The following is a 25,951-nucleotide window of genomic DNA, read 5'->3' as shown; positions in this document are numbered from 1 at the left end:
ATAAATACACTCTAGTAGGGTATCTATTTCAAATTAAATAGAAAATCATAATGCCCTGCTTCTACATCAACAGTCTGCTCCTTAACGCTCACTTTTTTCTTATTCTTTTTACATGAGACAGCATTATTAGGGATGCAAACTGTAGCCGTTGTTCCGGCAGGAACTGTCAATTGAAGATTCAACTGATTATCATCTTTCAACTTCCAATTAACAGCAATTGTGCCATAAGGTGATTCTTTCGTTACTTTTACCCAGGTCACACCGTTTGGAATTTGAGGATCGACATAGAAGTGACGATATCCAGGTTTAGCCTCGTCAAGACGTATTCCTCCTACAGCCTGATAAAACCAAGTACCAATTCCATTGTAACAATTGTGCACACGACTTCGTTCTCCGCTCCAATATTCCCAAGTCGCTGTCGCACCATGGTCAATCATATACAGATAACCGGGATAATCACGTTTCTTCATCATTTGATAGAAGAAATCCACTTGTTTATTCCGAACAGCCCATTCTGTCAAAATAGGCACTCCAACCAAACCAACAGCAATATGTCCTTTATATTTTTCTTCGGTCATGGCAACGACATTCTCTTTCACTTTATTGTACAAAGAATCAGGTACAACACCTACCAACATAGGATAGCACATATCCAACTGTGAACCGGTAGAATAGATCCCTTCATCCGCACGATAGAACGTCTGATGAATCAACTTGTTAAGTTTTTCTCTACGAATAGCAAACTCTTCCGCCTCTTCTCTTTTTCCTAATGTTATGGCTGTCTTATACATAGTGCTCAAGCATTCGCTGATAAAACAGTTACTTACCAAATCCACTGAAGCCTGATTACCTGCATCTACTCCCATAGGTGCCAGCCAATCACCCAAATACCAGTCACGGTATTTGGTATCGGGCCAACGTTTCAGCAAACCATCTACTGTATATTTATCAACATACTTAAACCACTCTTTCATTTGAGAATAATACTTCTCAATCAAGCGGGGATCATTATAGTTGACATACGTTCTCCAGGGAGCCTGTACAAAGAATCCGCACCAATACGGACCGCCGCCACCGGCACCCGGATTAGGACCAACATGCGGTAAACTTCCTCCTTCACGCATGGAGTCTCCCCATGTTTGCACCCAGTTTTCAAATGTTGGAGCTACATCGTACATCGTTTGCAAAGACATCGTTGAGGAGTTTCCATCACCACCATATCCTGCACGTTCCAAATGCGGACAGTCTACCATATATCCACTAAAAGTCAGACATTTCATCGTATACTGAATCATTTGGTGAATAGCATTCAAGTCGGCATCCGAACATTCAAAAGTTGCGGTCTGTTTATAATCTCCATAAATCTGCAGAGATTTCATAGCACCTGTTTCCGGTTTTTGAGGAAGATTGGAAATGCGCACATATCGAAAAGCGTGATGATTGAATTTATTTCTGAAGTATTCTCCTTGCTTACCACCAGATATATAAATATCACTTTCACCTTGCTTGTCAAATTCACCGTCTTTCGTCAAATTATCACTATATTCCATAATAACTTCATGACCTGCCGGCAATATAGGCATTTGCATCTCAAACCATCCGGTCTGAACCTTCCCCATATCTACCAGCCAGAGACTTTCACCCAGCTTCTTTACAGAAACAGCCTGCAAAATCTGATGTATCTTGTTTATCTCACACATTTGAGGGGAAGCGATATGATCGGGAACATTCACTTTCACAACAGGAGTCCATTTCATTTTGTCTAAAGCCTGTGTTGAAAGATCTCGCGGAAGAATCCTTCCATCCACCCTCTCACCTCCAAACTGCAAAGCACGCCAAGTACCTGTATCAGAATAGCCACTTTCACGTCCGTACCATGATCCGTCTGTCTTCGTTACGACTTCCCATTTACCATTTCTCAACACATCCAATTCTGCTTTTACCAGCGGACCTTCATAAGCTGCTCCGAAAGTCGTCGTTTTATACCAACCTTGTCCCAGCCAAATAAGCAGATCATTTTCTCCTTCTCTCAAATAAGGAGTAATATCATAAGTAACAATTAGTGAACGTTTAGATAAATGTGATACAGCAGGGGTCAGAACATCCTCCCCAACCTTTTTCCCATTAACATAAATTTCGTGATAGCCTAGCGTATTTACATGCAGGAAAGAAGTCTCGCCCTGAGTCAGTTTCACTTTTTTGCGAAGAATAGGAGCACAAATCTTACCACCTTCAACAGAAGCCCCTATATATTCTCCTTTCATCTGTGACTGATCCAAGATGCCAACTCCAAAACGGGCAACAGGACTCCATGATGAAGCTTGTTTTTTAGCATCCCAAACGCGTACCCGCCAATAACACAAAGAACGAGAAGTTAAAGCCTTTCCCTGATAAGGTACCATAACCGAAGTTTTGGATTTCAATTTTCCGGTATTCCATAAATCAGCTTTATCCTGCACCAACAGAATACTATCCGAAGCTACCTGTATTTCATAATAAGTTTGCCCGCCTTTCCAGCCGTCCCCCTTTAACTTCCAACTGAAGTGAGGAGTCACATTATCAATCCCCAAAGGATTAATAAGATTTTCACATTTCAACTCTGACAAATAAAAAGTAGATATTTTCTTACTTCCATACACTATCACAGACAGCCAACAGAAACAACAAACTAAACATAACAATCGTTTCATTCTATTCATCTTCTATTATTATTCAACTCTTGCCAGCCTCACTTTATGAGTGACAGGTTTATTGATTTTATAAATTGTTTCAACAATAGTCTTCATATAATTGCTCCAAACCTCCCGTATTTCGGGATTCATCGCTTTTATATACCAGTCGTAGCTCATCCTGAGAAACCCATCTTTAGGTAAATATTCTTTTAGTTTATCGATAGCTTTCTGATCATCAGCAAACAGTAATCCTTCTTTTTTCAGGAATGAATATTCGGTCCACAAGTATTCTCTGAAACGTTTCTCCACTTCAAATCGTTCTTCATTCAGATACATGATTTTCGCAGCTTGTTGATATTGGGGAGTATTCGGGTAATCTGCCAAATTCACTCCATTCGCCAACTTTTCGGATGAGAGATTGTCAATAAACTGATTGTCTATAGTTAACCGATACATTCCTTTCTCTAAGTTTGTTACCTGAAAACGTTCCTGATTAAACTCTTCCATAAATGGAACCAACTGCATTGCATCGCGTTGTGACCTTTTATTTCCCCAGCCACTTCTAGAAATAGAATCCAGCGGATAAGGAAGAGCATACGCCAGATAATCAAAAGTCAGATCAGCTCCGCTCTTTTTTAGTTTTGAAATCTTACAGTTCTTATGGGTTATTACGGATGAATGATATGCATCAATAGATACTGATGACACTTCATCCCCAGCCAATCCCTGTGCTTTCAGAAACAAATAGGCCATGACCATCTGTCCGTCATTATCCGGATGAATTCTATCTATCCTGCAGAATGTAAATGTAGAATCTGCCTCCTGCTCCTTTCTGCTTATCTCACGCATCGGTTGGTTAAAATCAACAAAACCCCAGCCATTCTTTTTAGTCGATGTACGTTGGGCATCTATGATTTTTAAAATGGCGTTATTCTTATTATGCAATATAAAATTATTAAACCGGGAAGTCTCATCATAAGGAGAACCACCAATCAAAACTTTCTTTATTTTATTTTTAGCCAGTAAGCGTTCTTCTATTTCCCGATAGCTTTCCAATGACTTTGCAATCCGTTGTTCCGACAGTTCTTTTGCATCGTCTTTCATGTAAATATCATAACCGGTATCATTCATACCGAAAGTTAGAGTCACATAAGTTGGTTTCCTGTTGAAAACATCATAGTCCAAACGATCCTTCATATCCCACGCACTCTCTCCACCAATTCCGGCATTCATGATAGTAATCGGTTTATCCGGGAAACGAGTCATGTAATACAACCAGATAAATGAATGATAATGTCCGCCGTGAGTAATGCTGTTTCCTACAAATACGACACGTTCCCCTTCTTCAAACCGGGGTATTGTTGTTTGTGCCTGTAAGTAATCGCAATTTATATAAACTAAAGATAACAACAAAAGTATCCTCATTTTTAGTCTATTAGCCATTTTCTTTATTCTTTTAATCAAACCATAAAGATAACCGTACAACAATCAATCTGCTATATCCAGCTTATTCTTCTCTGCTTTCCCATACTGTTTCACCAATATACTTACGCCTCCTTTCAACAGTTCGGGAGTTGCCTCCATAGTGATAACCTTTTCTTCGCCCGGCATCAACGTCACATAATTATCGGACATAATAATTGGAAGTATTCTTTTCTGCGTAGCCTTATTAACAAGCCTCACCCGATTAGCAAAAGCCACAGTCCCGGAATTGTTCTTTACAGCGATCTTCATCTTTCCGTCAGACATCGATTTATCCACCAATCGGCAAGACAAATCGGCCTCTGGGAGTGTATTCAGCAATGTATAATCAAGATCATTCACACCATTCCGCCAATAGAAGTTTTCAGAGATTAGATTACCTTTGACATCTGTCAGTTCCAACTTGATAAAATGAAGCGGAGTCAGTTCTTTTATCTCTTTTGGTTTCTCACCGTAGATTTCGAATTCGAACAATGAATATCCAAACTGTGTGGCACGGCTGATGCCTGCCAGTTTCACATAACGTGCTGTAACTGGTTCCAATTCAATCTGTTCAGTACCACCTCTTCCATCTTTGTTGGCATAAACGGTTTTCCATTCTTGCGCATCATTCGATACTTGCAGTTCGTATTTCTTAGCACAAGCTGCCTCCCATTTCAAAATAACCTTTTCTATCTTTTCTTTTTTACCAAGATCAATGTATATCCATTGAGGATCACTGTATGCACTTTCCCAACGACTTCCCGCTCCTCCGTCAGTAACCATTGAAGCACTTTTAGAGGCACCTGCTGAAGAAGAAGCTACAGCCTTCTTTCCATAAGCCAGATTGAAAGGATTAAAGTTCAAAGAAAATGCTTCTGCAATGTTGCTGGCTGCCACATCGACCTGTTTTGTCTGTCCGTATACAGGCACTTCTTTTCCATTCAGGTCATAAATTGTAGCTTTAGCTATTGCACCTTTCAAGTCCTCTGCTGTAGTATTTATTACTTTTATATTGTTATTGGAAGCATTCCATTGGATATGTAAAGGTTCACAAGCCTTTTTTGCTCCCCAATAAGCACCTGTAGGATCATAATAATAGTCATAAGTCTGCCATACAAACGAGGGATAAGCCGGATGGCTCATCCAGATCAGAAGTCCGGCTGCATCATTCCACATTTTATCGTTCCAAGCCTCATACATACCTTTCATCACTTCAAGATTCAGCATTTGCGCTTTCTCGCAGAATTCTTCCAGTCCGGATGATTCTCCGTACTGTGTGTTTACTGAATTCTTATAATTAACCGGGTTGGCATTAGACGCTTCCTTACCGAAGAAATGTTTGTTCCATACATTGTCATCATCATTCTTCAACTGCTCATCAGTAGGTAGAGGCCACCAGTCTTTTTGCGGGATAAACTCTTTGATGCTTTCAAATGTGGGGAAAGTGGCCGTTCCTATTTCTGTACGCATACCGTAACCGTGATCAATACCGTATGGATAAGCCGGTGTATTAAATGCCAGATTACTGCCTGAAGTTTCAAAATGGTGTCTTGGAGGTTGATTTCCCCACCAACCACTTCCGGACAATCCATCCTGATTGGAGCAAGACTTATACATACGGTCATTATTGTCCTCCTTCGCAATCATTTCACGCAGGTAATTATCCAAATCAGGTGCCGGATACGTTTCATTTGCTCCACACCAAATAGCAATAGAAGGATGGTTTCTAAGACGTCTGACTTTATCAAGGGCATTCGCTTTAAATGCTTCCGGTTGCGCCACGTCATTGTATGCTACATATAACCAAAAATCATTCCATACCATAATCCCATATTTATCACAATAATCATAAAACTCATCATCAGTAACACACCCTGTCCATAGACGGATCATATTGTAATTCATTTCCTTATGAAGTCTGATTTTCGTTTCATACTCTTTACCCTGACATCGAAGCAGATATTCGCTCATTCCCCAGTTTCCACCTTTCAGATAGATCTTCTGTCCGTTGATAAAGAATGTAAGAACAGGATATCCCACTACATTATCGACCATTTTATACTCATACTTCTTGATACCGAATGTCATTTCTTTTACATCCGACACTTTTCCATCTACAGAACAAGTCAGCTTACAAGTATAAAGATTGGGATCACCATAGCCATTCGGCCACCAAAGCCTCGGATGATCAACAACCAATTGCGCTATATCATCTTTGTTAATAGATAGTCTGGCTGTTGTTCCTCCTTCTACCCGAATGTCTTTAGAGAAAGAAATATTCCCCGGCTGAATCACTCCGGATACAACGACTTCTTTAGGGGAAGAAGAAGCATTTCTAATATCTGTTGAGACAGAAAGCTCTGCTTTCTGCAAGGTCGGTAACTCTGAACGTACCCAAGGATCTTCCATCACTACATCTCCTGTTACCACAAGATAAGCATTGCCTGTGATACCAGCCAGACGTCCCGGAACGTATGGCATCCAGTCCCAACCGGCACCAGCCAGATAACTGGGGCTACACGCAACTCCATACGGGTCTTTAGCCTTACGCGTCTTTTTCTGATCGGCATCGGTAATCAGAACAGCTATCACATTCTTACCGGATTTCTTTATCAAATTAGTTACATCAAACTTCGAACGTAACATGTGACCGCTTACATCTTTAGTAGATGCTTTTGTTCCTGATATCTTCTCACCATTAAAATAGAAATCGGCAAAGCGGTTCGTATTGTCGAAATGAAGCCATACCCGCTTCCCCTCCGAATAAGAAGACGGGAGTTCGAATTCCGTACGATACCAGAAAGGACGGTTATAAAACGTTTCGTCTACTTTATAAATATTATCGGCATAATTAGGATCTGGAACGATTCCTGCTTCAACATAAGCAGTAAAAACAGTTCCGGGAACCACACCTTTAACGTAATCGGACATTTTAAATTCCGGAGTAGAAATCTGCTCTCCGGTTATGTTCTCTAAATCTGCCTGGGGTTTCACTTCCCAGATAATCCGAGGATTAGAGCTGTTCAAAGACATCCATGTACTCTGCTCTGCACACCCTGTCTGGATTAGAGCACATATAACCGATATAATGATAAGCCCAAGTTTATTCATCATACTATCAAGATTTTAAAGTAACAATTTGTTTTAGAGTATGTTATTCAATCAAAGTCCCCACTCAACATTAGGTTTATCACCCATAAACAGCTCCAATGTACCTCCGGCTGCAATGTCCGCAAAATCAAGATAACATTTATTGTATTCCTGACCGTTCAACAAGGCCTTTTGTATATAGACGTTATTTATGCTGTTATTATGAGCTATCACCGTGAATTTCTTACCAGTATAATAGCTGGGATCAAGATTGAACTCTACTTTATCAAAAACCGGACTTGTAATCTCCATACGTGTATTTCCCGGACAGGAAGGATGAATACCGGAAGCAGCCAACACATACCACGCTGACATCTGACCTACATCTTCATTGCCAACAATTCCTTCAACTTTGTTTGCATAAGCCTTTTCACATGTATAGCGTGTCCATTTTTGAGTATACCAGGGAACTTCAAGCTGATTGAACAAAAAAGGAACGAAGTGCACAGGTTCATTCGCATGATTATAATATTCATTCCACAGCATATTAGAAGGAGTTTTATTAAAGAAATCTGTTAAATCCGCAATAACTTTCTCCTTACCACCCATCAAATTCACCATTCCCGTAACATCGTGAGGTACAAACCAACCTTGCTGATAAGAGTTTGCTTCTATACACCCATACCATTCTTTAAGACGTGCATTCTCCGGCCATTCTACCCATGTTCCATCTGCTTTACGGGGACGGAACCACCCCTTTTCTTTATCAAAAATATGATGATATGCCTGTCCCTTTTCATAGAAACATTTGGCATCATCTTCTTTCCCCATAGCTTTCGCTAATTGAGATATACACCAATCAGTATAAGCATACTCCAAAGTGGTTGAAATACTCAATGGTTCCGGAGCATACCCCAATGAATCATTACCAAAACGACGGGATGTGTTAATGGCATAACGATACGCTTTCTCTGCATCATACGTACGAATCCCTTTGATATAAGCATCCGCCAAAACAGACAAAGCAGGATTTCCCAACATACAGCCGGAATAGGAATTCAGCAATTCCCAACGTTCATAGTATTCGCGCCCACTCTGATCTGCCATAGTAATCAATGAGTTCAGTTCATCACTTACTAAACGCGGATTAATTATAGTCTGCAAAGGAAACTGACTACGAAATACATCCCATCCACTGAATATAGTACGTTTTGTAAAAGTGCTGTCAGCCGTATGTATTTTATAATCACCGCCTACATAACGTCCGTCTACATCTGTATAGATACGAGGATCAATCATCGTATGATACATGGCAGTATAGAATATCGTTTTTTCATCATCCGTACCACCGGATATCCGGACACGATTAAGTTCTTTATTCCACAATTCAGTAGCTTCCTGCTTTACTTGTCCAAAATTTTTAGAGGCTATTTCTTGTTCAAAGTTATTTGCAGCACCCTCCATATCAACAAAAGAGATACCAACTTTCATCTCTACAGTCTCTCCCTCCTTCGTTGGAAATTCAGTAAAAAAGCCCAGATGTTTACCCGTCAGTTCTTTCTTGTCTTTTATAACCGGAGCTTGTGATACACGAGTCAAATAAGGAATACTCACTACTTCATCACGTTTCCGAACCCAATGTTCGGGAATATCTGCACTCCAAAAGCCATAATTAGTCAAAGGTTTACTAAATTGTGCATAATAATAAACGGTATAATCGGCTTTTCCTTCACCATTACCCCATCCACCACCATCAGGTGTGCACTTCATCCATCCTTGAATGGTGTAATCATCTACAACTTTAATATACTGCGAAGTAGATGTTCCCCCTACTCTACGAGCTAAATCAATCTGAATACGCGATTGGTCACTAGAAGGATAAGTAAAATGTAAAATTCCACAGTGCGGTGTCGCACTACTTTCTACTTTGATATGATAATCAGTCAATTCTACCGAATAATATCCGGCCTTAGCCGTTTCAGTGGCTTTGTTATAAGCCGAACGATATCCTTTTATACTATCATTATTCTCTTTACCTGCCACTTTATATAATTCACCAGTTGTAGGCATCACAAGAAAATTGCCCAAATCACCAAACCATCCCACACCACTCATCTGGGTAAAAGCAAATCCTTCGATTGTCTTATGTTCATCACTGTATCCGGAACCGTTATCACCTCCCGTTATTGTATTAGGACTAACCTGTACCATACCATACGGAGTCGTAGCTCCGGGAAAAGTTTTACCTAATCCGTGATAAACACCGGCAGCCCCTACACTAGTACTGGCACCAATAAACGGGTTTACATAATCAGTCGGAACCAAATCTTCCGATGCGGTATGGGTTGATGAGCAACCCGTCATCCAACACAAAAAGCAAACAATTAAAAGATTAGCAGTCGCTTTATACATAACAATAATCTAATTATTTTAAGTCAAACTAAGAACGAAAGTCTTAATACCAAAACGAGGCATTGAAATCGTCATTTCCGATTTACCTGCACGTGTTTTTATCTTCTTTCTTTCGATACATTGTCCATTCAAATCAACTTCCTCCACTCCGGATAATGGCATGTCAATGGTAACCTTTTGTAATCTTTCGTCTCCTTCAGAATTGAACAGGCGCAATAGTACCTTTCCATCTTTCATTTGAAGAGCACTCACTTGATAACCAGTATTCTGTAAATCAATAAATGATTTCGATTCCGGTTTTGCCATTGGATAGCAAGAATACAGCAATGGTTCATTCCAACAATCGCTATCATCTGCGATTGATGCTTTGTCCCATTTGCCACGATGAGGTATAATTGCATACTTCATCCTCAAAGGGTGTGTTATTTTATAATCAGGTCCCCAAAGTCCTCCACCCGAATATTGAGCAGTCAGTCCTAGCGGATAGTCCTCTCCATAAGAATAAGAAGTAGTATGGTCTGATAATAAAGCCAAAGCATAGTCGCCTTCCTGTTCAGCCAAGTCAACCCAATGAAGTATAATATTATGTTTGATTTGATCCCAAGAACCAAAGAAAGTATCAGTCAGTTTGCTTTCGCATACGTCAAACGGTGCATTTTTATAGATACGGGGAGCATGTAAATCAGTCGGGAATAATACACTTAGTTTAAACCGATCGTCACAATAAGCTCGACGATTATCACGCCAACGTTCCTCTTTATATTCACCAATACCTACATTATTTTTCCAGTCAACCGTCAAATCAAAATCGATTCGTCTCGTACCTTTAGTGAGAGTGATTACCTGTGTAAACGGATGGGAAGCAATCTCACCCTCTATCTTAATTTTTTGCTCATATACATTATCCCTTACTACTGTCAGCTTGGCCGGAGTCTCTATAGAAGAACGAAATTTGCCTTCTTCATAAAAAAAGCCTCGTAACTCCCCTAAAGCATATTTCTCCGTTTTACCTGCAAAATCCTTATTCCCTTCTTTTTTAGCTATCAGGCTTTTTATGGTTCCTCCCTTTGATAAGTCAAAAACAATTTTATACATATCATTTTCAACCACGTATTCCTGTTTATTCACCTTATTACCTTCCAAAACGAATCTACTCTCCGAAGCCTCTTTCTTACCGGCTTCTTTCTTTTTTATACAATACGTGGAATAACCAAAGGGAGGAATCTCTGCCTCAAAAAATAATCTTATCTCTTTACCTTCATTTTCTACCAAATAACCTATATCTTTACCTTTCCAGTCATAGACACTTAAATCCGCATTTTCAGATTCCGTAGGCAGAAGAACACTTACGACTTCCTTTCTTCTCATTCCTAATGTATTAAAAACACGTATATATTGCTGTTGAGCATTATTTTGCGGAATAAACTTTTCATTAAAGCTCTGCATAGATGCCTCAATAATTCCATCTGCAAGATGATTGGTACTGTCTGTCCATCGCTTAATCTGATCAGCCCATGTTCCTTTCCTATTCAGTCCATTATAAGGCACAATCCACGAATCATGATGTTGTGCCAACATCAGTGTACGCCAAGCCTCATCCATATCTGCCTGTCGACAAATATATTTATTTTCCAGATAAGCCATTACAGACATTTTCTCTGCCATGACAATTCTATTTTCTGAAACGCGTACTTCTTGCGCTATTTTTTGCAAAACCTGACTTCCCCACATAAGATTCACATGTATATCTTCCTGTGAAAAAGACCAATTATCATCCGTTTTTCCGATGGAGACATTTTCAATATAATCTCTCCATGTCATATATATAGAGTTATTTTTTGTGTTCTTTCCACTTCCCAGCCATGGACCGTTTTTCCATCCCGCATCCTGAAAACACATACCAACAGGATGCTTGATACCTGCGTTACGGCAATCTTTTAAATAAGCATCCGAATTTCCCCACGCAGTTGTCTGCCAGGTTGATCCCGGCTCCAGTTTTTCACAAGCATACCTGGGAACAGTCAATATTGCAGTCCCGTCCGGTCCTACCCAATTAACCAATTCTCCGCCATAAGCAGCAGTATACCCTCCCCAACAGGTATTGGGACATTTTAATACAGCATATTTAAAGCCGAATTGTTTAAGGATTTGTGGCAAGCAACTTGTGAAGCAAGGTTCTTCTACCGAATAGGTTACAAAATCCACCCCCGGAAAATGTTTGTTTATTTTAGCAATACCATATTGAAACTGTCTTATTATACTCTCTCCCGAGATATTATAGCAATAAGGCTGTGCATAAGTAGGATTCGTAAACTCTACCTGATTACTAGTAGCCATCTCTTTAAAACGCAAATAAGCCTCCGGAGTCTGTACTCTGACTGTATCCCATGTTTCAGGCTCTATCTCCATACAAATCCGCCAGTCCGGATGCATAGCCAGCTGATCCACAATAAATTGAGTTTTCCACTTTACCGGATAATGTCCATATATCCCGCCATGATACCCATCAACAAAATAAGCTTGTTGAGAATAAACATTTGCATAAAAGAAAACAGTCAGTAATATGATATAAATTTTACTCATAGTATCCTAAAGCTATTTATCTTTGTGTTGCTCCATTCTACGCATAAATTCATATAATTTATGTTGGACAACTTCTTTATTATTTTCATATTCCGGAGATATCCAATCAACGAGTGCCAGCAAATTCTGATTTTCTATAAATTCTTCCTTCAGCCTTTCGTTGTTTTCCACTTCTATGAGAAACTCTGTTTTTTCATCAGAAGTAAATTCATCCGCAAAATATTTATTCAGACAATTCTCCATATACACAGTCCTTTTTTATCAAAGAACGATTATCTCAATAAATACCCCTAAAAAATACCGATAAATTCATTAAAAAGTTATGCAGCCAATGTCACATTGAGTTTTGCTCTCAACTTTTTTAGTGCTATTCCCATCTGACATTCCACTGTATTTACCGAAATGCCCAAACGTTCGGATATTTCCCTATACTTCAATCCTTCCATGCGACTTAACAAAAATATGTCACGACATCTTTTAGGCAAACTATTGATAGCATCCCGTATCAGGTTCTCCATCTGATTTCTTTCTGATATATCATATACATCAAAACGATCCAAAGATTGCAATTTCAGATTCAACTCAATCTCAAAAGAAGCCTTCACATTCTCGACATACTTTTGCTCGAATACTTTATGCTTTAAATAATCCAAACATTTGTTTCTTACAAGCCTGAAAAGATAAGCATTCATATTCTCAATATGATTCATTGACTCTCTCTTTTCCCATAAGTCTGTAAACACATCTTGTGTTATGTTCTCAGCCTCCTCTTCCGACATCACAAATTCTTTTGCAAACCGAACTAGTTTGGGATAATAAATAAGATACAATTCTGAAAAACTCATAGTTGTGTGTTTCTTTAGATTAGTATTCAGTTATCAAAAATCTTGTGATGCAAATATAGAGATGAAAAAAGCCTACTTCTTAATGGAAGTAGGCGGGAAAGTAAACGTTTTAGAGATTAATATGTGTATATAAATCTAATAATCAACACTTTAAAAAGATTTCATTTTTTAGTTTTGGTAAACCGGATAGAATCATTTTTGAGACAAAGAACCAAGCTTTTTTACCTCCTCCTCAAAGATATTACTATCAAGAGTCGACATTCTCTTCACTTTACTCTTATAATTATAGATTGTCTGCACAGAATAATGCAAAAATACAGCAATCTGTCCAACATCGGTAATTCCTAACCGTATCAATGCAAATATGCGTAATTCTGTATTCAGTTGGTCCTTTTCCAGTTTATAACGCTCCTCCGGTTTCAACAAAGAATTGAACTTTTCCACAAAGTTAGGATACAAATTAAGGAACGCTTTATCAAAGTTATGATAAAGTTCTTCAAGTTCCTTTTCAAAAGGTCGGGAGGATGACTTATATAAATCATCAATCTGTCCGGTCTTGATTTTCCTGTTCACATTCTTCCTGTACTCATCGAGTTTATTAATATAAACGGCACATTGATTCATAAAATACCCCACATATTTTTCCTTGATCAGATTAGCTTCGTCGAGATTCTTATTCAGCCCGACCAGTTCCTCATTCATAGCTTTAAGATGCCGTTTAGCCCGGGATACAATTTTTGTTTGTTTATATGTAAAATACAGGGTGATAGCAAGAGCTACCACAAACAAGCTAGTCAGAAATATATAGAAACGGAGGTTCTGCTTTTGTTTTTCCAACCGGATCAAGTATGTATTTTCAATAATCGGATGGATGCGGGCAATTACTGTATTCTTAAAACGAGAATTATAAAAGATGGCATCATCCAACGCTACTTTAATATAGTTATAAGCCCTATCTATATCTCCTTTATGATATAAATTAACTGCCAATGTCAATAATGCCTCATTCTCTTTGACAGCCAGTTTTGTATCTGTCATAGCAGCCAGCATTAGAAACTTTTCTTCCAGTGCATAATTCCCAATCAACCGATAAGCCCTGGCAAGCCCCATAGCCATCATAGCATATCCATGAGATGCCGGCTCTTGTTTATCATATATCTCTGTCAAAATCAGAAGAGCCTCTTTGGTACTTCCCTTATCTTGAAGCTTCACAGCTTTTTCTTTTCTATATTCATCCGACTGGTCAAATAAGATGCTCATCACAGTATCCCGATAAGCCTCTTTTTCCGATATATACTCGTTTGAAAACCGTACATCGTCCGTGTATTTAATGAGATTTTCATAATAACGTATACGATTCCAGCAATACAAAGCTTTCAAATGATCGGGTAAATCCGCACATTTTATCGACTTAAAAATATCATTTGCTTGAATAAACAAACCGGATAAGGAATAGACAAAAGCCAACCGGAGCTGCTCTTCCAAAAGATATTCTTTATTACCGATCGTTTTTGCTATATCAATATTTTCATGAATGTATTGTTCTGCCGAGTCACAGACAAAAGTCTCATATTGATGGATAATCTCTTTATTTAAATTATATATATCCTCCAACGAATTAAGGCCAACCTTCTTTTTCTTTAATTCTTTTATGGTAGCTTCTTTTTTCTGGGTATATATCAAACGTTCAGAAATCACTTTGTCTAACACCTTCAACAAAGAATCATTCTCACTATCTGCATAGAGGTAAAACAAGGAGTTTAGAAGGAAAAATATAAACCAAAGTGTGCGTTTCATAATCATGTATTCTTTCTTAATCTGCAAAAAAATGTATTTTCTTTGTGTAATTCGCAAAAAAGAGCGTAAATCATTCTTTTTATTGCATCTTTTAACAAATGAAGATGGAGAAATTACCCCATTCTAAATGATATTTGTGAAACCATGCTGACTAAAAAATGAATCTAAAAGATATGGAGTTAAAAAAAGCTTTTTTGCCATACGGACTTTGCAAAAAGTATAAATATTAGTTCTATATTTGCAGCCGTTAAAGGAGAAAGATGAAACAAAGCTTAAAATTCGGACTACTTTTAGTGTTGGCTTTGCTCATCCATTGCGCAACTAACGGAGCAATGGAAGATATGTGCAAAGTTTCCTCCCCGACTTATCGGCAGGAGAAATGCTATGTATCACAAGATCGTCCGATTCAGGATGCTTTGGAACGTCTTTATAATCTTTATACGACTCAAACCTGTGATATGAGTCATACAGACGTCGCACATGTTCCGACAGATAAAAGCATGTTTTTGTTAATCGCTTATTTCTGTGACCATTACAAACATCAAAGTCCACCTTACCCTGTCTCATCCCATTCTCCTACATACTATTACGATCCTATCTCCTATTATATATATGGGTTGAGAAAGATTGTCATTTAGCCTACAGTACAGTAGACTCTTTTGCTCGTCATTTATTACAGTTGGTTTTATTCTCCATAGGGCGAATAGACTAATTGCTTATTTCTATATAATATTCAATCTAAACAGCTATTGAATTATGAATTTTACATTTTTAGTTGTTGTTTTACTGACAGCGCTTGCTTTTGTCGGTGTAGTAATAGCCCTCTCGCGTGCTATCTCTCCCCGTTCATACAACCTGCAAAAGTTTGAGGCTTATGAATGTGGTATACCGACACGTGGTAAATCATGGATGCAGTTCCGTGTAGGCTACTACTTGTTTGCCATCTTATTCCTTATGTTCGATGTCGAAACAGCTTTTCTGTTTCCGTGGGCGGTAGTTATGCGTGACATGGGACCACAGGGACTTATTAGTGTTCTCTTCTTCTTTATCATTTTAGTTCTAGGTCTTGCTTATGCCTGGAGGAAAGGAGCTTTGGAATGGAAATAACCAAAAAGCCAAAAATAAAATCTATTCCGTATGATGAGTTTATCGACAATGAATCATTGGAAAAGTTGGTCAAAGAACTTAATGCTGGAGGAGCCAATGTTGCCCTCGGAGTACTTGACGACTTTATCAACTGGGGGCGCAGCAATTCACTGTGGCCGCTTACCTTTGCAACCAGTTGTTGTGGTATCGAATTTATGGCACTGGGTGCCGCGCGTTATGACATGGCCCGCTTTGGGTTTGAGGTAGCACGTGCCAGCCCGCGTCAGGCTGATATGATTATGGTATGCGGAACAATCACCAATAAAATGGCTCCGGTACTGAAACGACTTTACGACCAGATGCCCGATCCGAAGTATGTGGTTGCCGTAGGCGGATGCGCTGTCAGCGGAGGTCCTTTCAAGAAGTCCTATCACGTAGTAAACGGGGTGGACAAGATTCTTCCGGTAGATGTATATATTCCCGGATGCCCGCCACGTCCTGAAGCATTCTATTATGGCATGATGCAATTGCAACGCAAAGTGAAAATAGAAAAGTTCTTTGGTGGAGTAAACAGAAAAGAGAAGAAACCGGATTATTTAAGAAATGAAGAATGATGAATGATGAATGAAGAATTCGCATGCAACATCCCGGCAGATTTTTCATTCTTAATTTTTCATTCTTAATTTAATTTGATTTATGCAAGAAATACAATTTATAGCTCCTGCAGCGTTACACGACGAGATGCTGCGCTTGCGAAATGAAAAACAGATGGACTTTCTCGAAAGCCTCACCGGTATGGACTGGGGAGTAGCCGATGAGAAAGACGCTCCGGAAAAACTCCGCGGCTTAGGCGTAGTCTACCATCTGGAATCTACCATTACAGGCGAACGGATAGCACTAAAAACAGCGACAACCAACCGCGAGCTACCGGAAATTCCGTCTGTCAGCGACATCTGGAAGATAGCCGACTTCTACGAACGTGAAGTTTTTGATTTTTATGGCATCACCTTTGTCGGTCATCCTGATATGCGCCGGCTCTACCTGCGCAACGATTGGATCGGTTATCCGATGCGTAAAGATAACGATCCGGAAAAGGATAACCCACTGTGCATGACCAATGAAAAGACGTTTGATACGACTCAAGAAATAGAACTGAACCCGGACGGAACCATCAAGAACAAAGAGACGAAACTGTTCGGCGAAGAAGAATATGTAGTCAACATCGGTCCGCAACACCCTGCTACCCATGGTGTAATGCGCTTCCGTGTTTCTCTGGAAGGTGAAATTATTCGTAAGATTGATGCGAACTGCGGGTATATCCACCGAGGCATCGAGAAAATGAATGAAAGCCTCACTTACCCTCAAACATTGGCTTTGACAGACCGTCTGGACTATTTGGGCGCGCATCAGAACCGCCATGCATTGTGTATGTGCATTGAAAAAGCCATGGGCATTGAGGTCAGTGAACGCGTACAGTACATCCGTACCATAATGGACGAGTTGCAACGTATCGATTCTCACTTGCTGTTCTACTCTTGTCTTGCTATGGACTTAGGAGCGTTGACAGCATTCTTTTATGGATTCCGTGACCGCGAGAAAATTCTCGATATCTTTGAAGAAACTTGCGGCGGACGTCTGATTATGAACTACAATACGATTGGCGGTGTACAGGCTGATCTTCATCCTAACTTCGTCAAACGAGTAAAAGAGTTCATTCCATATATGAGAGGAATTATCCACGAATATCACGATATATTCACGGGTAACATCATCGCACAGAGCCGTATGAAAGGCGTCGGTGTGTTAAGCCGTGAAGATGCCATCTCTTTCGGTTGTACCGGAGGTACAGGCCGTGCATCAGGATGGGCGTGTGACGTACGTAAACGAATGCCATACGGTGTATATGACAAAGTCGATTTCAAAGAAATCGTTTATACGGAAGGTGACTGCTTTGCCCGTTACCTGGTGCGTATGGATGAGATCATGGAAAGTCTGAACATCATTGAGCAATTAATAGACAATATTCCCGAGGGACCTTATCAGGAGAAGATGAAACCTATCATCCGTGTTCCGGAAGGCAGTTACTATGCAGCAGTAGAAGGAAGTCGTGGTGAATTTGGTGTCTTCCTGGAAAGTCAGGGTGACAAAACGCCTTACCGCCTGCACTACCGTGCTACGGGATTGCCGCTTGTTGCTGCAATTGACACCATTTGCCGGGGAACAAAGATTGCAGACTTAATTGCTATTGGCGGAACAATAGATTATGTCGTTCCGGATATTGACAGATAATACTTAATTATTAAAAATATATGTTCGACTTTAGTATAGTAACAAACTGGATACATGAGCTACTGCTCTCCATTATGCCGGAGGGATTAGCCATCTTTATAGAATGTGTAGCTGTCGGCGTGTGCCTCGTAGCACTGTATGCCATCCTGGCTATCATATTGATCTACATGGAGCGTAAGGTCTGCGGTTTCTTCCAGTGTCGTCTTGGACCGAACCGTGTTGGTAAATGGGGTTCTATCCAAGTGGTCTGCGACGTGCTCAAAATGCTGACCAAAGAAATCTTCATGCCGAAGGGTGCCGACCATTTCCTTTACAATCTTGCTCCATTCATGGTGATTATCGCTTCATTCCTGACTTTCGCTTGTATTCCTTTTAATAAAGGTGCGGCGATTCTGGACTTTAATGTGGGCGTGTTCTTCCTGTTGGCAGCTTCCAGCATTGGAGTTGTCGGTATCTTGCTGGCCGGTTGGGGTAGTAACAACAAATTCTCTTTGATCGGTGCCATGCGAAGCGGTGCACAGATTATCAGTTATGAACTTTCGGTTGGTATGAGTATCATGACAATGGTAGTGCTGACGGGAACCATGCAATTTTCTGAAATCGTAGAAGGACAAGCTGATGGTTGGTTCATCTTCAAGGGACATATTCCTGCGGTCATTGCTTTCATCATCTATCTGATTGCCGGAAATGCAGAATGTAACCGTGGCCCGTTCGACCTTCCCGAAGCGGAAAGTGAGCTGACAGCCGGATATCATACTGAATACTCCGGTATGGGTTTCGGTTTCTTCTATCTGGCAGAATACTTGAATCTGTTTATCGTAGCCAGTGTTGCCGCCACCATCTTCCTGGGAGGATGGATGCCGCTGCACATTGTTGGTTTGGATGGATTTAACACTGTAATGGATTATATTCCGGGCTTTATCTGGTTCTTCGCCAAAGCATTCTTTGTGGTATTCCTTCTGATGTGGATCAAATGGACTTTCCCACGCTTGCGTATCGACCAGATCTTGAATCTGGAATGGAAATACCTGGTTCCAATTTCTATGGTAAATCTATTATTAATGGCATGCTGCGTAGCTTTCGGCTTCCACTTTTGATAAATGAAAATTATGGAATATAAAGATAAAAAATATACGTACTTAGGTGGTCTGGTGCATGGCATCAGTACACTGGCAACGGGTATGAAAACCAGCATCAAGGTATACTTCCGTAAGAAAGTGACCGAGCAATATCCCGAAAACCGGAAAGAGCTGAAAATGTTCGACCGTTTTCGTGGTACGCTGAATATGCCCCACAATGAGAATAATGAACATCGCTGTGTAGCTTGCGGATTGTGTCAAATGGCCTGTCCGAACGATACAATCAAAGTGACCAGCGAAACCGTCGAAACAGAAGATGGAAAGAAGAAGAAAATTCTGGCAACCTATGAATATGATTTGGGTGCCTGTATGTTCTGCCAGCTCTGTGTCAATGCTTGTCCGCACGATGCCATCACGTTCGACCAGAACTTCGAACATGCAGTCTTCGACCGGACGAAACTTGTCCTGAAGTTGAACCACGACGGTAGTAAAGTAATAGAAAAGAAAAAAGAAGTTTAGATATGGGATCAACACTTGAAACAGTAGTATTCTACTTTTTGGCAGCATTTATTATTGCTATGTCCATCATGACGGTGACTACCCAACGTATCGTACGCTCGGCCACCTACCTGCTCTTCGTGCTCTTCGGCACGGCCGGCATCTATTTTTTGCTGGGTTACACCTTTCTGGGTTCCGTTCAGATTATGGTTTATGCCGGTGGTATCGTCGTTCTTTATGTATTCTCCATCCTATTGACCAGTGGAGAAGGCGACCGGGCCGAGAAAGCAAAACGAAGTAAAGTCTTAGCCGGACTCTTCACTATGATTGCCGGTTTGGCCATTATCCTGTTTATCACACTGAAGCACGATTTCATGCAGACAGCTAATTTGGCCCCGCAAGAAATTAGCATTCATGCTATCGGGAACGCTTTATTAAGTAGTGACAAATACGGTTATGTATTGCCTTTCGAAGCTGTCAGCATATTATTGCTGGCGTGTATCATCGGTGGCATCATGATTGCACGTAAGAGATAGGAATTTTAAGTATTAACTATCAAAATAGAGTTCGAATATGATACACATGGAATATTACCTGGTAGTTTCTACCATCATGATGTTTGCAGGAATCTATGGATTCTTTACCCGCCGAAATACACTGGCTATCCTGATTTCTGTAGAGTTAATGCTGAATGCTACGGACATCAACTTCGCCGTATTCAATCGTTTCCTTTTTCCGGGGGGAATGGAGGGTTATTTCTTTGCACTCTTTTCCATCGCCATCTCGGCTGCGGAAACTGCAATAGCTATCGCCATCATGATTAACATTTATCGTAATCTTCGAAGCATTCAGGTGCGCAACCTGGACGAGTTGAAGTGGTGATTTGTTTCATTCCCAGGAACAAGGTGTTTCATCCCTTGAAACACTTCGTTTCACACCGAGAAACAAAGTGTTTCTCACCGAGGAACAACTAGTTTCACACCGGGAAACCAAACAGAAGGTCCGAGTATAGTGATTATCAGCTATAAGACCAAAAATTAATAATAATAACTCAAGTAATTAAATAAAACTGTATGGAACTAACAATTCTAATACTCCTTCTTCCTTTCTTCTCCTTTCTCATATTGGGAATCGGAGGTAAATGGATGTCCCACCGGACAGCGGGTACAATCGGTACGCTGATACTGGGAGCAGTAGCAGTACTATCCTACGTTACAGCTATCCAATATTTCTCCGCTCCACGACTGGAAGACGGAACATTCGCCACACTGATGCCTTACAACTTCACGTGGCTTCCTTTTACAGAGACTTTACACTTCGATTTGGGCATCTTGCTCGATCCTATATCGGTAATGATGTTGATCGTCATCTCTACAGTGTCACTGATGGTACATATCTACTCTTTCGGTTACATGAAAGGAGAAGTCGGTTTTCAACGCTATTACGCTTTCCTATCCCTGTTTACCATGTCTATGCTGGGATTGGTCGTTGCAACCAACATCTTCCAGATGTACCTTTTTTGGGAGCTGGTGGGGGTAAGTTCTTACCTGCTAATCGGTTTTTATTATACAAAACCGGCTGCCATTGCTGCTTCCAAGAAAGCGTTTATTGTTACTCGCTTTGCTGACTTGGGCTTCCTGATCGGTATCCTGATTTACGGATATTACGGTGGTACATTCGGCTTCACTCCGGATACAGTATCCTTGATAAGCGGTGGAGCTTCTATGCTTCCGTTGGCTCTCGGACTGATGTTTGTCGGTGGTGCCGGTAAAAGTGCCATGTTCCCGTTGCATATCTGGTTGCCGGATGCAATGGAAGGTCCTACTCCGGTCAGCGCATTGATTCATGCGGCTACCATGGTAGTTGCCGGTGTATATCTGGTGGCACGTATGTTCCCACTTTTCATTACATACGCACCGAATACGCTGCACATGGTTGCTTGGGTAGGTGCATTTACAGCATTCTACGCGGCAAGTGTGGCTTGCGTACAATCAGACATCAAACGTGTACTGGCTTTCTCTACCATTTCACAGATTGGCTTCATGATGGTAGCTCTGGGTGTTTGTACTTCCATGAATCCGCACGAAGGAGGTTTGGGCTACATGGCTTCCATGTTCCACCTTTTCACACATGCCATGTTTAAGGCATTACTCTTCCTCGGTGCAGGTAGCATTATCCATGCCGTACATTCTAATGAAATGTCCGCTATGGGAGGTTTACGCAAATATATGCCGATCACTCACTGGACATTCCTGATTGCTTGTCTGGCTATTGCCGGTATTCCTCCGTTCTCGGGCTTCTTCTCGAAGGATGAAATTCTGGCTGCTTGTTTCCAATACAGCCCTGTAATGGGATGGGTGATGACAGTCATCGCTGCAATGACAGCTTTCTATATGTTCCGCCTTTACTACGGTATTTTTTGGGGGAGCGAGCCGCCCCGGGCAGGTTCCCATTCGGAACATAACACGCCGCACGGAAACTTGGAAGCGGCACCTTGCCGCCCACATGAGAGTCCGTTGGCTATGACTTTCCCGCTGATGTTCCTGGCAGTTGTAACTTGTGGAGCAGGATTTATTCCTTTCGGACACTTCATCAGTTCGAATGGTGAATCTTATTCTATCCATCTCGATCCGTCAGTAGCTATTACGAGCGTTGTTATTGCGATTATTTCGATTGCAATCGCTACATGGATGTACAAGAATGCCAAACAGCCTGTTGCTGATTCGTTGGCAAAACGATTCAAAGGTCTGCACAAGGCAGCCTATAATCGCTTCTATATTGATGATATCTACCAGTTTATTACGCATAAGATTATCTTCCGCTGCATCTCTACTCCTATCGCATGGTTCGACCGTCATGTAGTGGATGGATTCTTTGACTTCCTGGCATGGGCCACCAATACAACAAGCGACGAGATTCGTGGTTTGCAGAGCGGTCAGGTACAACAATATGCGTATGTGTTCCTTTGCGGTGCATTGGCACTTATCCTACTGCTGATTCTCTAAATAGTAAATAGTAAATCTTTAAATAGTAAATCATAAAGATGAATTTCTTATCCATATTCGTACTTATCCCCTTATTGATGCTGGCCGGACTTTGGGCAGCACGAGGAATCAAAGCCATCCGGGGGGTTATGGTTACTGGCGCATCGGCACTTCTGATTGCCTCCGTCGTACTTACATTCCTGTATCTGGGAGAGCGTAGCGCCGGAAATACGGCAGAAATGCTTTTCCGTGCAGATACGCTTTGGTATGCCCCGCTTCACATATCTTATTCAGTAGGTGTTGACGGAATTTCGGTAGCCATGTTGTTATTGTCTGCTGTCATCGTATTCACCGGTACATTCGCTTCCTGGCGCCTGCAACCGCTGACGAAAGAATATTTCCTCTGGTTCACCCTGTTGTCTATGGGAGTATTCGGATTCTTTATATCCGTCGATTTGTTCACCATGTTCATGTTCTATGAAATTGCGTTGATACCGATGTACCTGCTGATTGGTGTATGGGGATCAGGACGTAAAGAATATGCAGCCATGAAACTGACCCTTATGTTGATGGGCGGTTCCGCTTTCCTATTGATCGGTATTCTCGGAATCTATTTCGGCTCGGGAGCAACCACCATGAACCTTCTCGAAATTGCACAGTTGCACAACATACCTTTTGCACAGCAATGCATCTGGTTCCCGCTGACTTTCCTCGGCTTCGGTGTATTGGGCGCCCTTTTCCCGTTCCACACATGGAGTCCTGACGGTCACGCTTCTGCCCCGACTGCCGTATCCATGCTTCATGCCGGAGTATTGATGAAACTGGGAGGTTACGGATGTTTCCGTATCGCCATGTATCTGATGCCGGAAGCAGCCAACGAACTTTCCTGGATATTCCTGATACTGACAGGTATCTCTGTAGTCTACGGAGCCTTCTCCGCTTGCGTACAGACCGACTTGAAATATATCAATGCTTATTCATCCGTATCTCACTGCGGACTGGTTCTTTTCGCCATTCTGATGCTAAACCAGACAGCAGCAACAGGAGCAATCCTTCAAATGCTTTCACACGGATTAATGACAGCCTTGTTCTTTGCTCTGATCGGTATGATATATGGACGTACACACACACGTGACGTTCGCGAACTTGCCGGTTTAATGAAAATTATGCCGTTCCTTAGTGTATGTTATGTGATTGCCGGTCTTGCCAACCTCGGTCTGCCGGGATTAAGCGGTTTCATTGCTGAAATGACCATCTTCGTCGGCTCTTTCCAGAACAACGACGTATTTCACCGCACACTGACCATCATCGCCTGCTCTTCGATTGTGATTACCGCAGTCTACATCCTGCGCCTGGTAGGTAAGATTCTATACGGAACCTGCACCAACAAACATCACCTCGAACTGACCGACGCAACTTGGGACGAACGTGTAGCCGTTATCTGCCTCATCGTTTGCGTTGCCGGACTAGGTATGGCTCCTTTCTGGGTTAGCCACATGATTGGTGAAAGCGTATTACCGGTTGTCTCACAACTAATCCCCTAACTCATAAATCATAATTCTTAATTCATAAATAAACAAGATGGATTATTCACAATTTCTAAATATGCGAGAAGAGCTGTCGCTCATAGCTGTCTTACTGCTGCTATTTCTAGCTGACCTCTTCATGAGTCCGGATGCACACAAAAATAGTGGGAAAGCACGCCTGAACACTATGTTGCCCGTTATTCTGATGGCTATCCATACGGCTATCAACTTGATTCCGGGAACTGCTACCGATGCATTCGGTGGTATGTATCACTATGTACCGATGCACACAGTTGTTAAATCGATCCTGAATGTCGGTACACTGATTGTTTTCCTGATGGCACACGAGTGGATGAAAAGAGAAGACACTTCATTCAAACAAGGAGAATTCTATGTGCTTACACTCTCTACCTTGTTTGGTATGTATCTCATGATTTCCGCCGGACATTTCCTGATGTTCTTCATCGGTCTTGAAACAGCTTCTATTCCGATGGCAGCATTGATTGCCTTCGATAAATACCGTCACAACTCTGCCGAAGCAGGTGCCAAATACATTCTGACAGCTCTTTTCTCCAGTGCATTGCTGTTGTTTGGTCTGTCCATGATCTATGGTTCTGCCGGGACTCTTTATTTCGATGACCTCCCTGCCCATATCGACGGAAATCCGTTACAGATCATGGCATTTATATTCTTCTTCACAGGAATGGCATTCAAGTTGTCACTGGTTCCGTTCCACTTATGGACAGCAGACGTTTACGAAGGTGCTCCGAGTACAGTTACCGCTTATTTGAGTGTTATATCAAAAGGATCGGCAGCATTTGTTTTATTGGCTGTCCTTATCAAAGTATTCGCTCCAATGATTAATGACTGGCAGGAAGTACTTTATTGGGTAACCATCGCTTCTATCACTATTGCAAATATATTTGCTGTCCGTCAGCAAAACCTGAAACGTTTGATGGCGTTCTCCAGTATTTCGCAAGCGGGATATATTATGTTAGGCGTTATCGGAGGCACAGCACAAGGCATGACAGCATTGGTATATTATGTATTAGTGTATGCTGCCGCCAACCTCGGAGTATTTGCCGTTATCACTATCGTGGCATTACGCAGTCAGAAATTCACGCTCGAAGATTACGCAGGACTTTATAAAACGAATCCCAAAATCGCTCTTTTGATGACTCTGTCTCTGTTCTCATTGGCAGGCATCCCTCCGTTTGCCGGATTCTTCTCTAAGTTCTTTATCTTCATGGCTGCTTTCGATGCAGGTTTCCACTTGCTGGTATTCATCGCATTGGTAAATACAGTGATTTCGTTGTATTACTATCTATTGATTGTAAAAGCAATGTATATCACTCCTTCCGACAACCCGATTCCTACTTTCCGCAGCGACCGTTGTACAAAATGGGGACTGGCACTTTGCACATTGGGTATCATCGGACTGGGTATTGCAAGTATCGTATATCAATCCATCGATAAACTGTCGTTCGGAATTTAAACGGACTACACCTTTTCACCAAAGAAACGGTCTTGGTTTCATGTCAGTATCAATCGACATCAAAACCAAGACCATTTCTTCTATATAAAAGCCGCTTTTATTAATGAGGAAGGAAGATATTCACCTGCCTT

At 41.2% G+C, this 25,951-nt stretch carries 19 protein-coding genes; 11 read left to right on the top strand and 8 right to left on the bottom strand.

What is annotated here, in order from left to right:
• Window positions 1–23: 23 nt before the first annotated feature.
• The 8 genes from BSCG_RS09520 to BSCG_RS09555 form a co-directional block, all read right to left on the bottom strand.
• A complete protein-coding gene (locus tag BSCG_RS09520) occupies window positions 24–2,699 on the bottom strand; it encodes a family 78 glycoside hydrolase catalytic domain (RefSeq protein ID WP_032849603.1) in 2,676 nt (891 codons plus the stop codon).
• A gap of 9 nt (window positions 2,700–2,708) precedes the next feature.
• On the bottom strand, window positions 2,709–4,115 hold the full coding sequence (locus BSCG_RS09525; RefSeq protein WP_050428048.1) for an SGNH/GDSL hydrolase family protein: 1,407 nt from the start codon (window positions 4,113–4,115) through the stop codon (window positions 2,709–2,711).
• Window positions 4,116–4,160: 45 nt separating this feature from the next.
• Window positions 4,161–7,250 (bottom strand): discoidin domain-containing protein, encoded by a 3,090-nt coding sequence (locus tag BSCG_RS09530; protein WP_032849602.1) that lies wholly within the window; start codon window positions 7,248–7,250, stop codon window positions 4,161–4,163.
• A 48-nt stretch (window positions 7,251–7,298) separates the two neighbouring features.
• Window positions 7,299–9,638 carry a GH92 family glycosyl hydrolase gene (locus tag BSCG_RS09535; protein WP_008776537.1) on the bottom strand — a complete coding sequence of 780 codons (2,340 nt, stop codon included), beginning with the start codon at window positions 9,636–9,638 and terminating at the stop codon, window positions 7,299–7,301.
• A gap of 18 nt (window positions 9,639–9,656) precedes the next feature.
• Window positions 9,657–12,221: a glycoside hydrolase family 38 C-terminal domain-containing protein gene (locus tag BSCG_RS09540; protein WP_008642113.1), complete on the bottom strand. Its 2,565-nt coding sequence runs from the start codon at window positions 12,219–12,221 to the stop codon at window positions 9,657–9,659.
• Between the two features lie 12 nt (window positions 12,222–12,233).
• Complete coding sequence (locus tag BSCG_RS09545; protein WP_004305330.1) at window positions 12,234–12,464, bottom strand: hypothetical protein; 231 nt, start codon at window positions 12,462–12,464, stop codon at window positions 12,234–12,236.
• A 77-nt stretch (window positions 12,465–12,541) separates the two neighbouring features.
• Window positions 12,542–13,066, bottom strand: a complete 525-nt coding sequence (locus BSCG_RS09550) for an RNA polymerase sigma-70 factor (protein ID WP_008642111.1) — start codon at window positions 13,064–13,066, stop codon at window positions 12,542–12,544.
• A gap of 192 nt (window positions 13,067–13,258) precedes the next feature.
• A complete protein-coding gene (locus BSCG_RS09555) occupies window positions 13,259–14,863 on the bottom strand; it encodes a DUF6377 domain-containing protein (protein WP_008020697.1) in 1,605 nt (534 codons plus the stop codon).
• A gap of 260 nt (window positions 14,864–15,123) precedes the next feature.
• On the opposite strand from BSCG_RS09555, the gene BSCG_RS09560 reads away from it, so the two are divergent.
• The 11 genes from BSCG_RS09560 (at window position 15,124) to BSCG_RS09610 (ending at window position 25,820) form a co-directional block, all read left to right on the top strand.
• Window positions 15,124–15,501 carry a hypothetical protein gene (locus tag BSCG_RS09560; protein ID WP_004312115.1) on the top strand — a complete coding sequence of 126 codons (378 nt, stop codon included), beginning with the start codon at window positions 15,124–15,126 and terminating at the stop codon, window positions 15,499–15,501.
• 118 nt (window positions 15,502–15,619) lie between these two features.
• Window positions 15,620–15,970 carry an NADH-quinone oxidoreductase subunit A gene (locus BSCG_RS09565; RefSeq protein ID WP_004312114.1) on the top strand — a complete coding sequence of 117 codons (351 nt, stop codon included), beginning with the start codon at window positions 15,620–15,622 and terminating at the stop codon, window positions 15,968–15,970.
• On the top strand, window positions 15,961–16,563 hold the full coding sequence (locus tag BSCG_RS09570; RefSeq protein ID WP_004312113.1) for an NADH-quinone oxidoreductase subunit B: 603 nt from the start codon (window positions 15,961–15,963) through the stop codon (window positions 16,561–16,563). The genes BSCG_RS09565 and BSCG_RS09570 overlap by 10 nt, the downstream gene beginning before the upstream one ends.
• 82 nt (window positions 16,564–16,645) lie before the next feature.
• Window positions 16,646–18,238: an NADH-quinone oxidoreductase subunit D gene (locus BSCG_RS09575; RefSeq protein ID WP_008642110.1), complete on the top strand. Its 1,593-nt coding sequence runs from the start codon at window positions 16,646–16,648 to the stop codon at window positions 18,236–18,238.
• Between the two features lie 20 nt (window positions 18,239–18,258).
• On the top strand, window positions 18,259–19,335 hold the full coding sequence (nuoH, locus tag BSCG_RS09580) for an NADH-quinone oxidoreductase subunit NuoH (protein WP_004315645.1): 1,077 nt from the start codon (window positions 18,259–18,261) through the stop codon (window positions 19,333–19,335).
• 12 nt (window positions 19,336–19,347) lie between these two features.
• Complete coding sequence (locus BSCG_RS09585) at window positions 19,348–19,836, top strand: 4Fe-4S binding protein (RefSeq protein ID WP_004305338.1); 489 nt, start codon at window positions 19,348–19,350, stop codon at window positions 19,834–19,836.
• A gap of 2 nt (window positions 19,837–19,838) precedes the next feature.
• A complete protein-coding gene (locus BSCG_RS09590) occupies window positions 19,839–20,351 on the top strand; it encodes an NADH-quinone oxidoreductase subunit J (protein WP_004312110.1) in 513 nt (170 codons plus the stop codon).
• Between the two features lie 37 nt (window positions 20,352–20,388).
• Window positions 20,389–20,697 (top strand): NADH-quinone oxidoreductase subunit NuoK, encoded by a 309-nt coding sequence (gene nuoK, locus BSCG_RS09595; protein WP_004312109.1) that lies wholly within the window; start codon window positions 20,389–20,391, stop codon window positions 20,695–20,697.
• Between the two features lie 191 nt (window positions 20,698–20,888).
• The gene (gene nuoL, locus BSCG_RS09600) at window positions 20,889–22,820 is read left to right on the top strand and encodes an NADH-quinone oxidoreductase subunit L (RefSeq protein WP_004312108.1); all 1,932 of its coding nucleotides are present in this window, start codon (window positions 20,889–20,891) and stop codon (window positions 22,818–22,820) included.
• 38 nt (window positions 22,821–22,858) lie between these two features.
• Entirely contained in the window at window positions 22,859–24,343 is a 1,485-nt protein-coding gene (locus tag BSCG_RS09605; RefSeq protein ID WP_004312107.1) for a NuoM family protein, read from the top strand.
• Between the two features lie 37 nt (window positions 24,344–24,380).
• Window positions 24,381–25,820 (top strand): NADH-quinone oxidoreductase subunit N, encoded by a 1,440-nt coding sequence (locus BSCG_RS09610; protein WP_004312106.1) that lies wholly within the window; start codon window positions 24,381–24,383, stop codon window positions 25,818–25,820.
• Window positions 25,821–25,951: the final 131 nt, after the last annotated feature.

Origin of the sequence: Bacteroides sp. 2_2_4, from assembly GCF_000157055.1 — a bacterium.
Taxonomy (GTDB): Bacteria; Bacteroidota; Bacteroidia; order Bacteroidales; family Bacteroidaceae; genus Bacteroides; species Bacteroides ovatus.
Note: the sequence above shows the minus strand (reverse complement) of the source record. Positions and strands in the feature narration are given on the sequence as shown.

Bases quoted from the DNA above. Each gene is read 5' to 3' on its own strand.
- BSCG_RS09530 (WP_032849602.1), bottom strand. From the start codon at position 7,250: ATGATGAATAAACTTGGGCTTATCATTATATCGGTTATATGTGCTCTA.
- BSCG_RS09550 (WP_008642111.1), bottom strand. From the start codon at position 13,066: ATGAGTTTTTCAGAATTGTATCTTATTTATTATCCCAAACTAGTTCGG.
- BSCG_RS09605 (WP_004312107.1), top strand. From the start codon at position 22,859: ATGAATTTCTTATCCATATTCGTACTTATCCCCTTATTGATGCTGGCC.
- BSCG_RS09525 (WP_050428048.1), bottom strand. From the start codon at position 4,115: ATGGCTAATAGACTAAAAATGAGGATACTTTTGTTGTTATCTTTAGTT.
- BSCG_RS09540 (WP_008642113.1), bottom strand. From the start codon at position 12,221: ATGAGTAAAATTTATATCATATTACTGACTGTTTTCTTTTATGCAAAT.
- BSCG_RS09565 (WP_004312114.1), top strand. From the start codon at position 15,620: ATGAATTTTACATTTTTAGTTGTTGTTTTACTGACAGCGCTTGCTTTT.
- BSCG_RS09535 (WP_008776537.1), bottom strand. From the start codon at position 9,638: ATGTATAAAGCGACTGCTAATCTTTTAATTGTTTGCTTTTTGTGTTGG.
- BSCG_RS09560 (WP_004312115.1), top strand. From the start codon at position 15,124: ATGAAACAAAGCTTAAAATTCGGACTACTTTTAGTGTTGGCTTTGCTC.
- nuoL (WP_004312108.1), top strand. From the start codon at position 20,889: ATGGAACTAACAATTCTAATACTCCTTCTTCCTTTCTTCTCCTTTCTC.
- BSCG_RS09575 (WP_008642110.1), top strand. From the start codon at position 16,646: ATGCAAGAAATACAATTTATAGCTCCTGCAGCGTTACACGACGAGATG.
- BSCG_RS09555 (WP_008020697.1), bottom strand. From the start codon at position 14,863: ATGAAACGCACACTTTGGTTTATATTTTTCCTTCTAAACTCCTTGTTT.
- BSCG_RS09610 (WP_004312106.1), top strand. From the start codon at position 24,381: ATGGATTATTCACAATTTCTAAATATGCGAGAAGAGCTGTCGCTCATA.
- nuoH (WP_004315645.1), top strand. From the start codon at position 18,259: ATGTTCGACTTTAGTATAGTAACAAACTGGATACATGAGCTACTGCTC.
- BSCG_RS09570 (WP_004312113.1), top strand. From the start codon at position 15,961: ATGGAAATAACCAAAAAGCCAAAAATAAAATCTATTCCGTATGATGAG.
- nuoK (WP_004312109.1), top strand. From the start codon at position 20,389: ATGATACACATGGAATATTACCTGGTAGTTTCTACCATCATGATGTTT.
- BSCG_RS09590 (WP_004312110.1), top strand. From the start codon at position 19,839: ATGGGATCAACACTTGAAACAGTAGTATTCTACTTTTTGGCAGCATTT.
- BSCG_RS09520 (WP_032849603.1), bottom strand. From the start codon at position 2,699: ATGAATAGAATGAAACGATTGTTATGTTTAGTTTGTTGTTTCTGTTGG.
- BSCG_RS09585 (WP_004305338.1), top strand. From the start codon at position 19,348: ATGGAATATAAAGATAAAAAATATACGTACTTAGGTGGTCTGGTGCAT.
- BSCG_RS09545 (WP_004305330.1), bottom strand. From the start codon at position 12,464: ATGGAGAATTGTCTGAATAAATATTTTGCGGATGAATTTACTTCTGAT.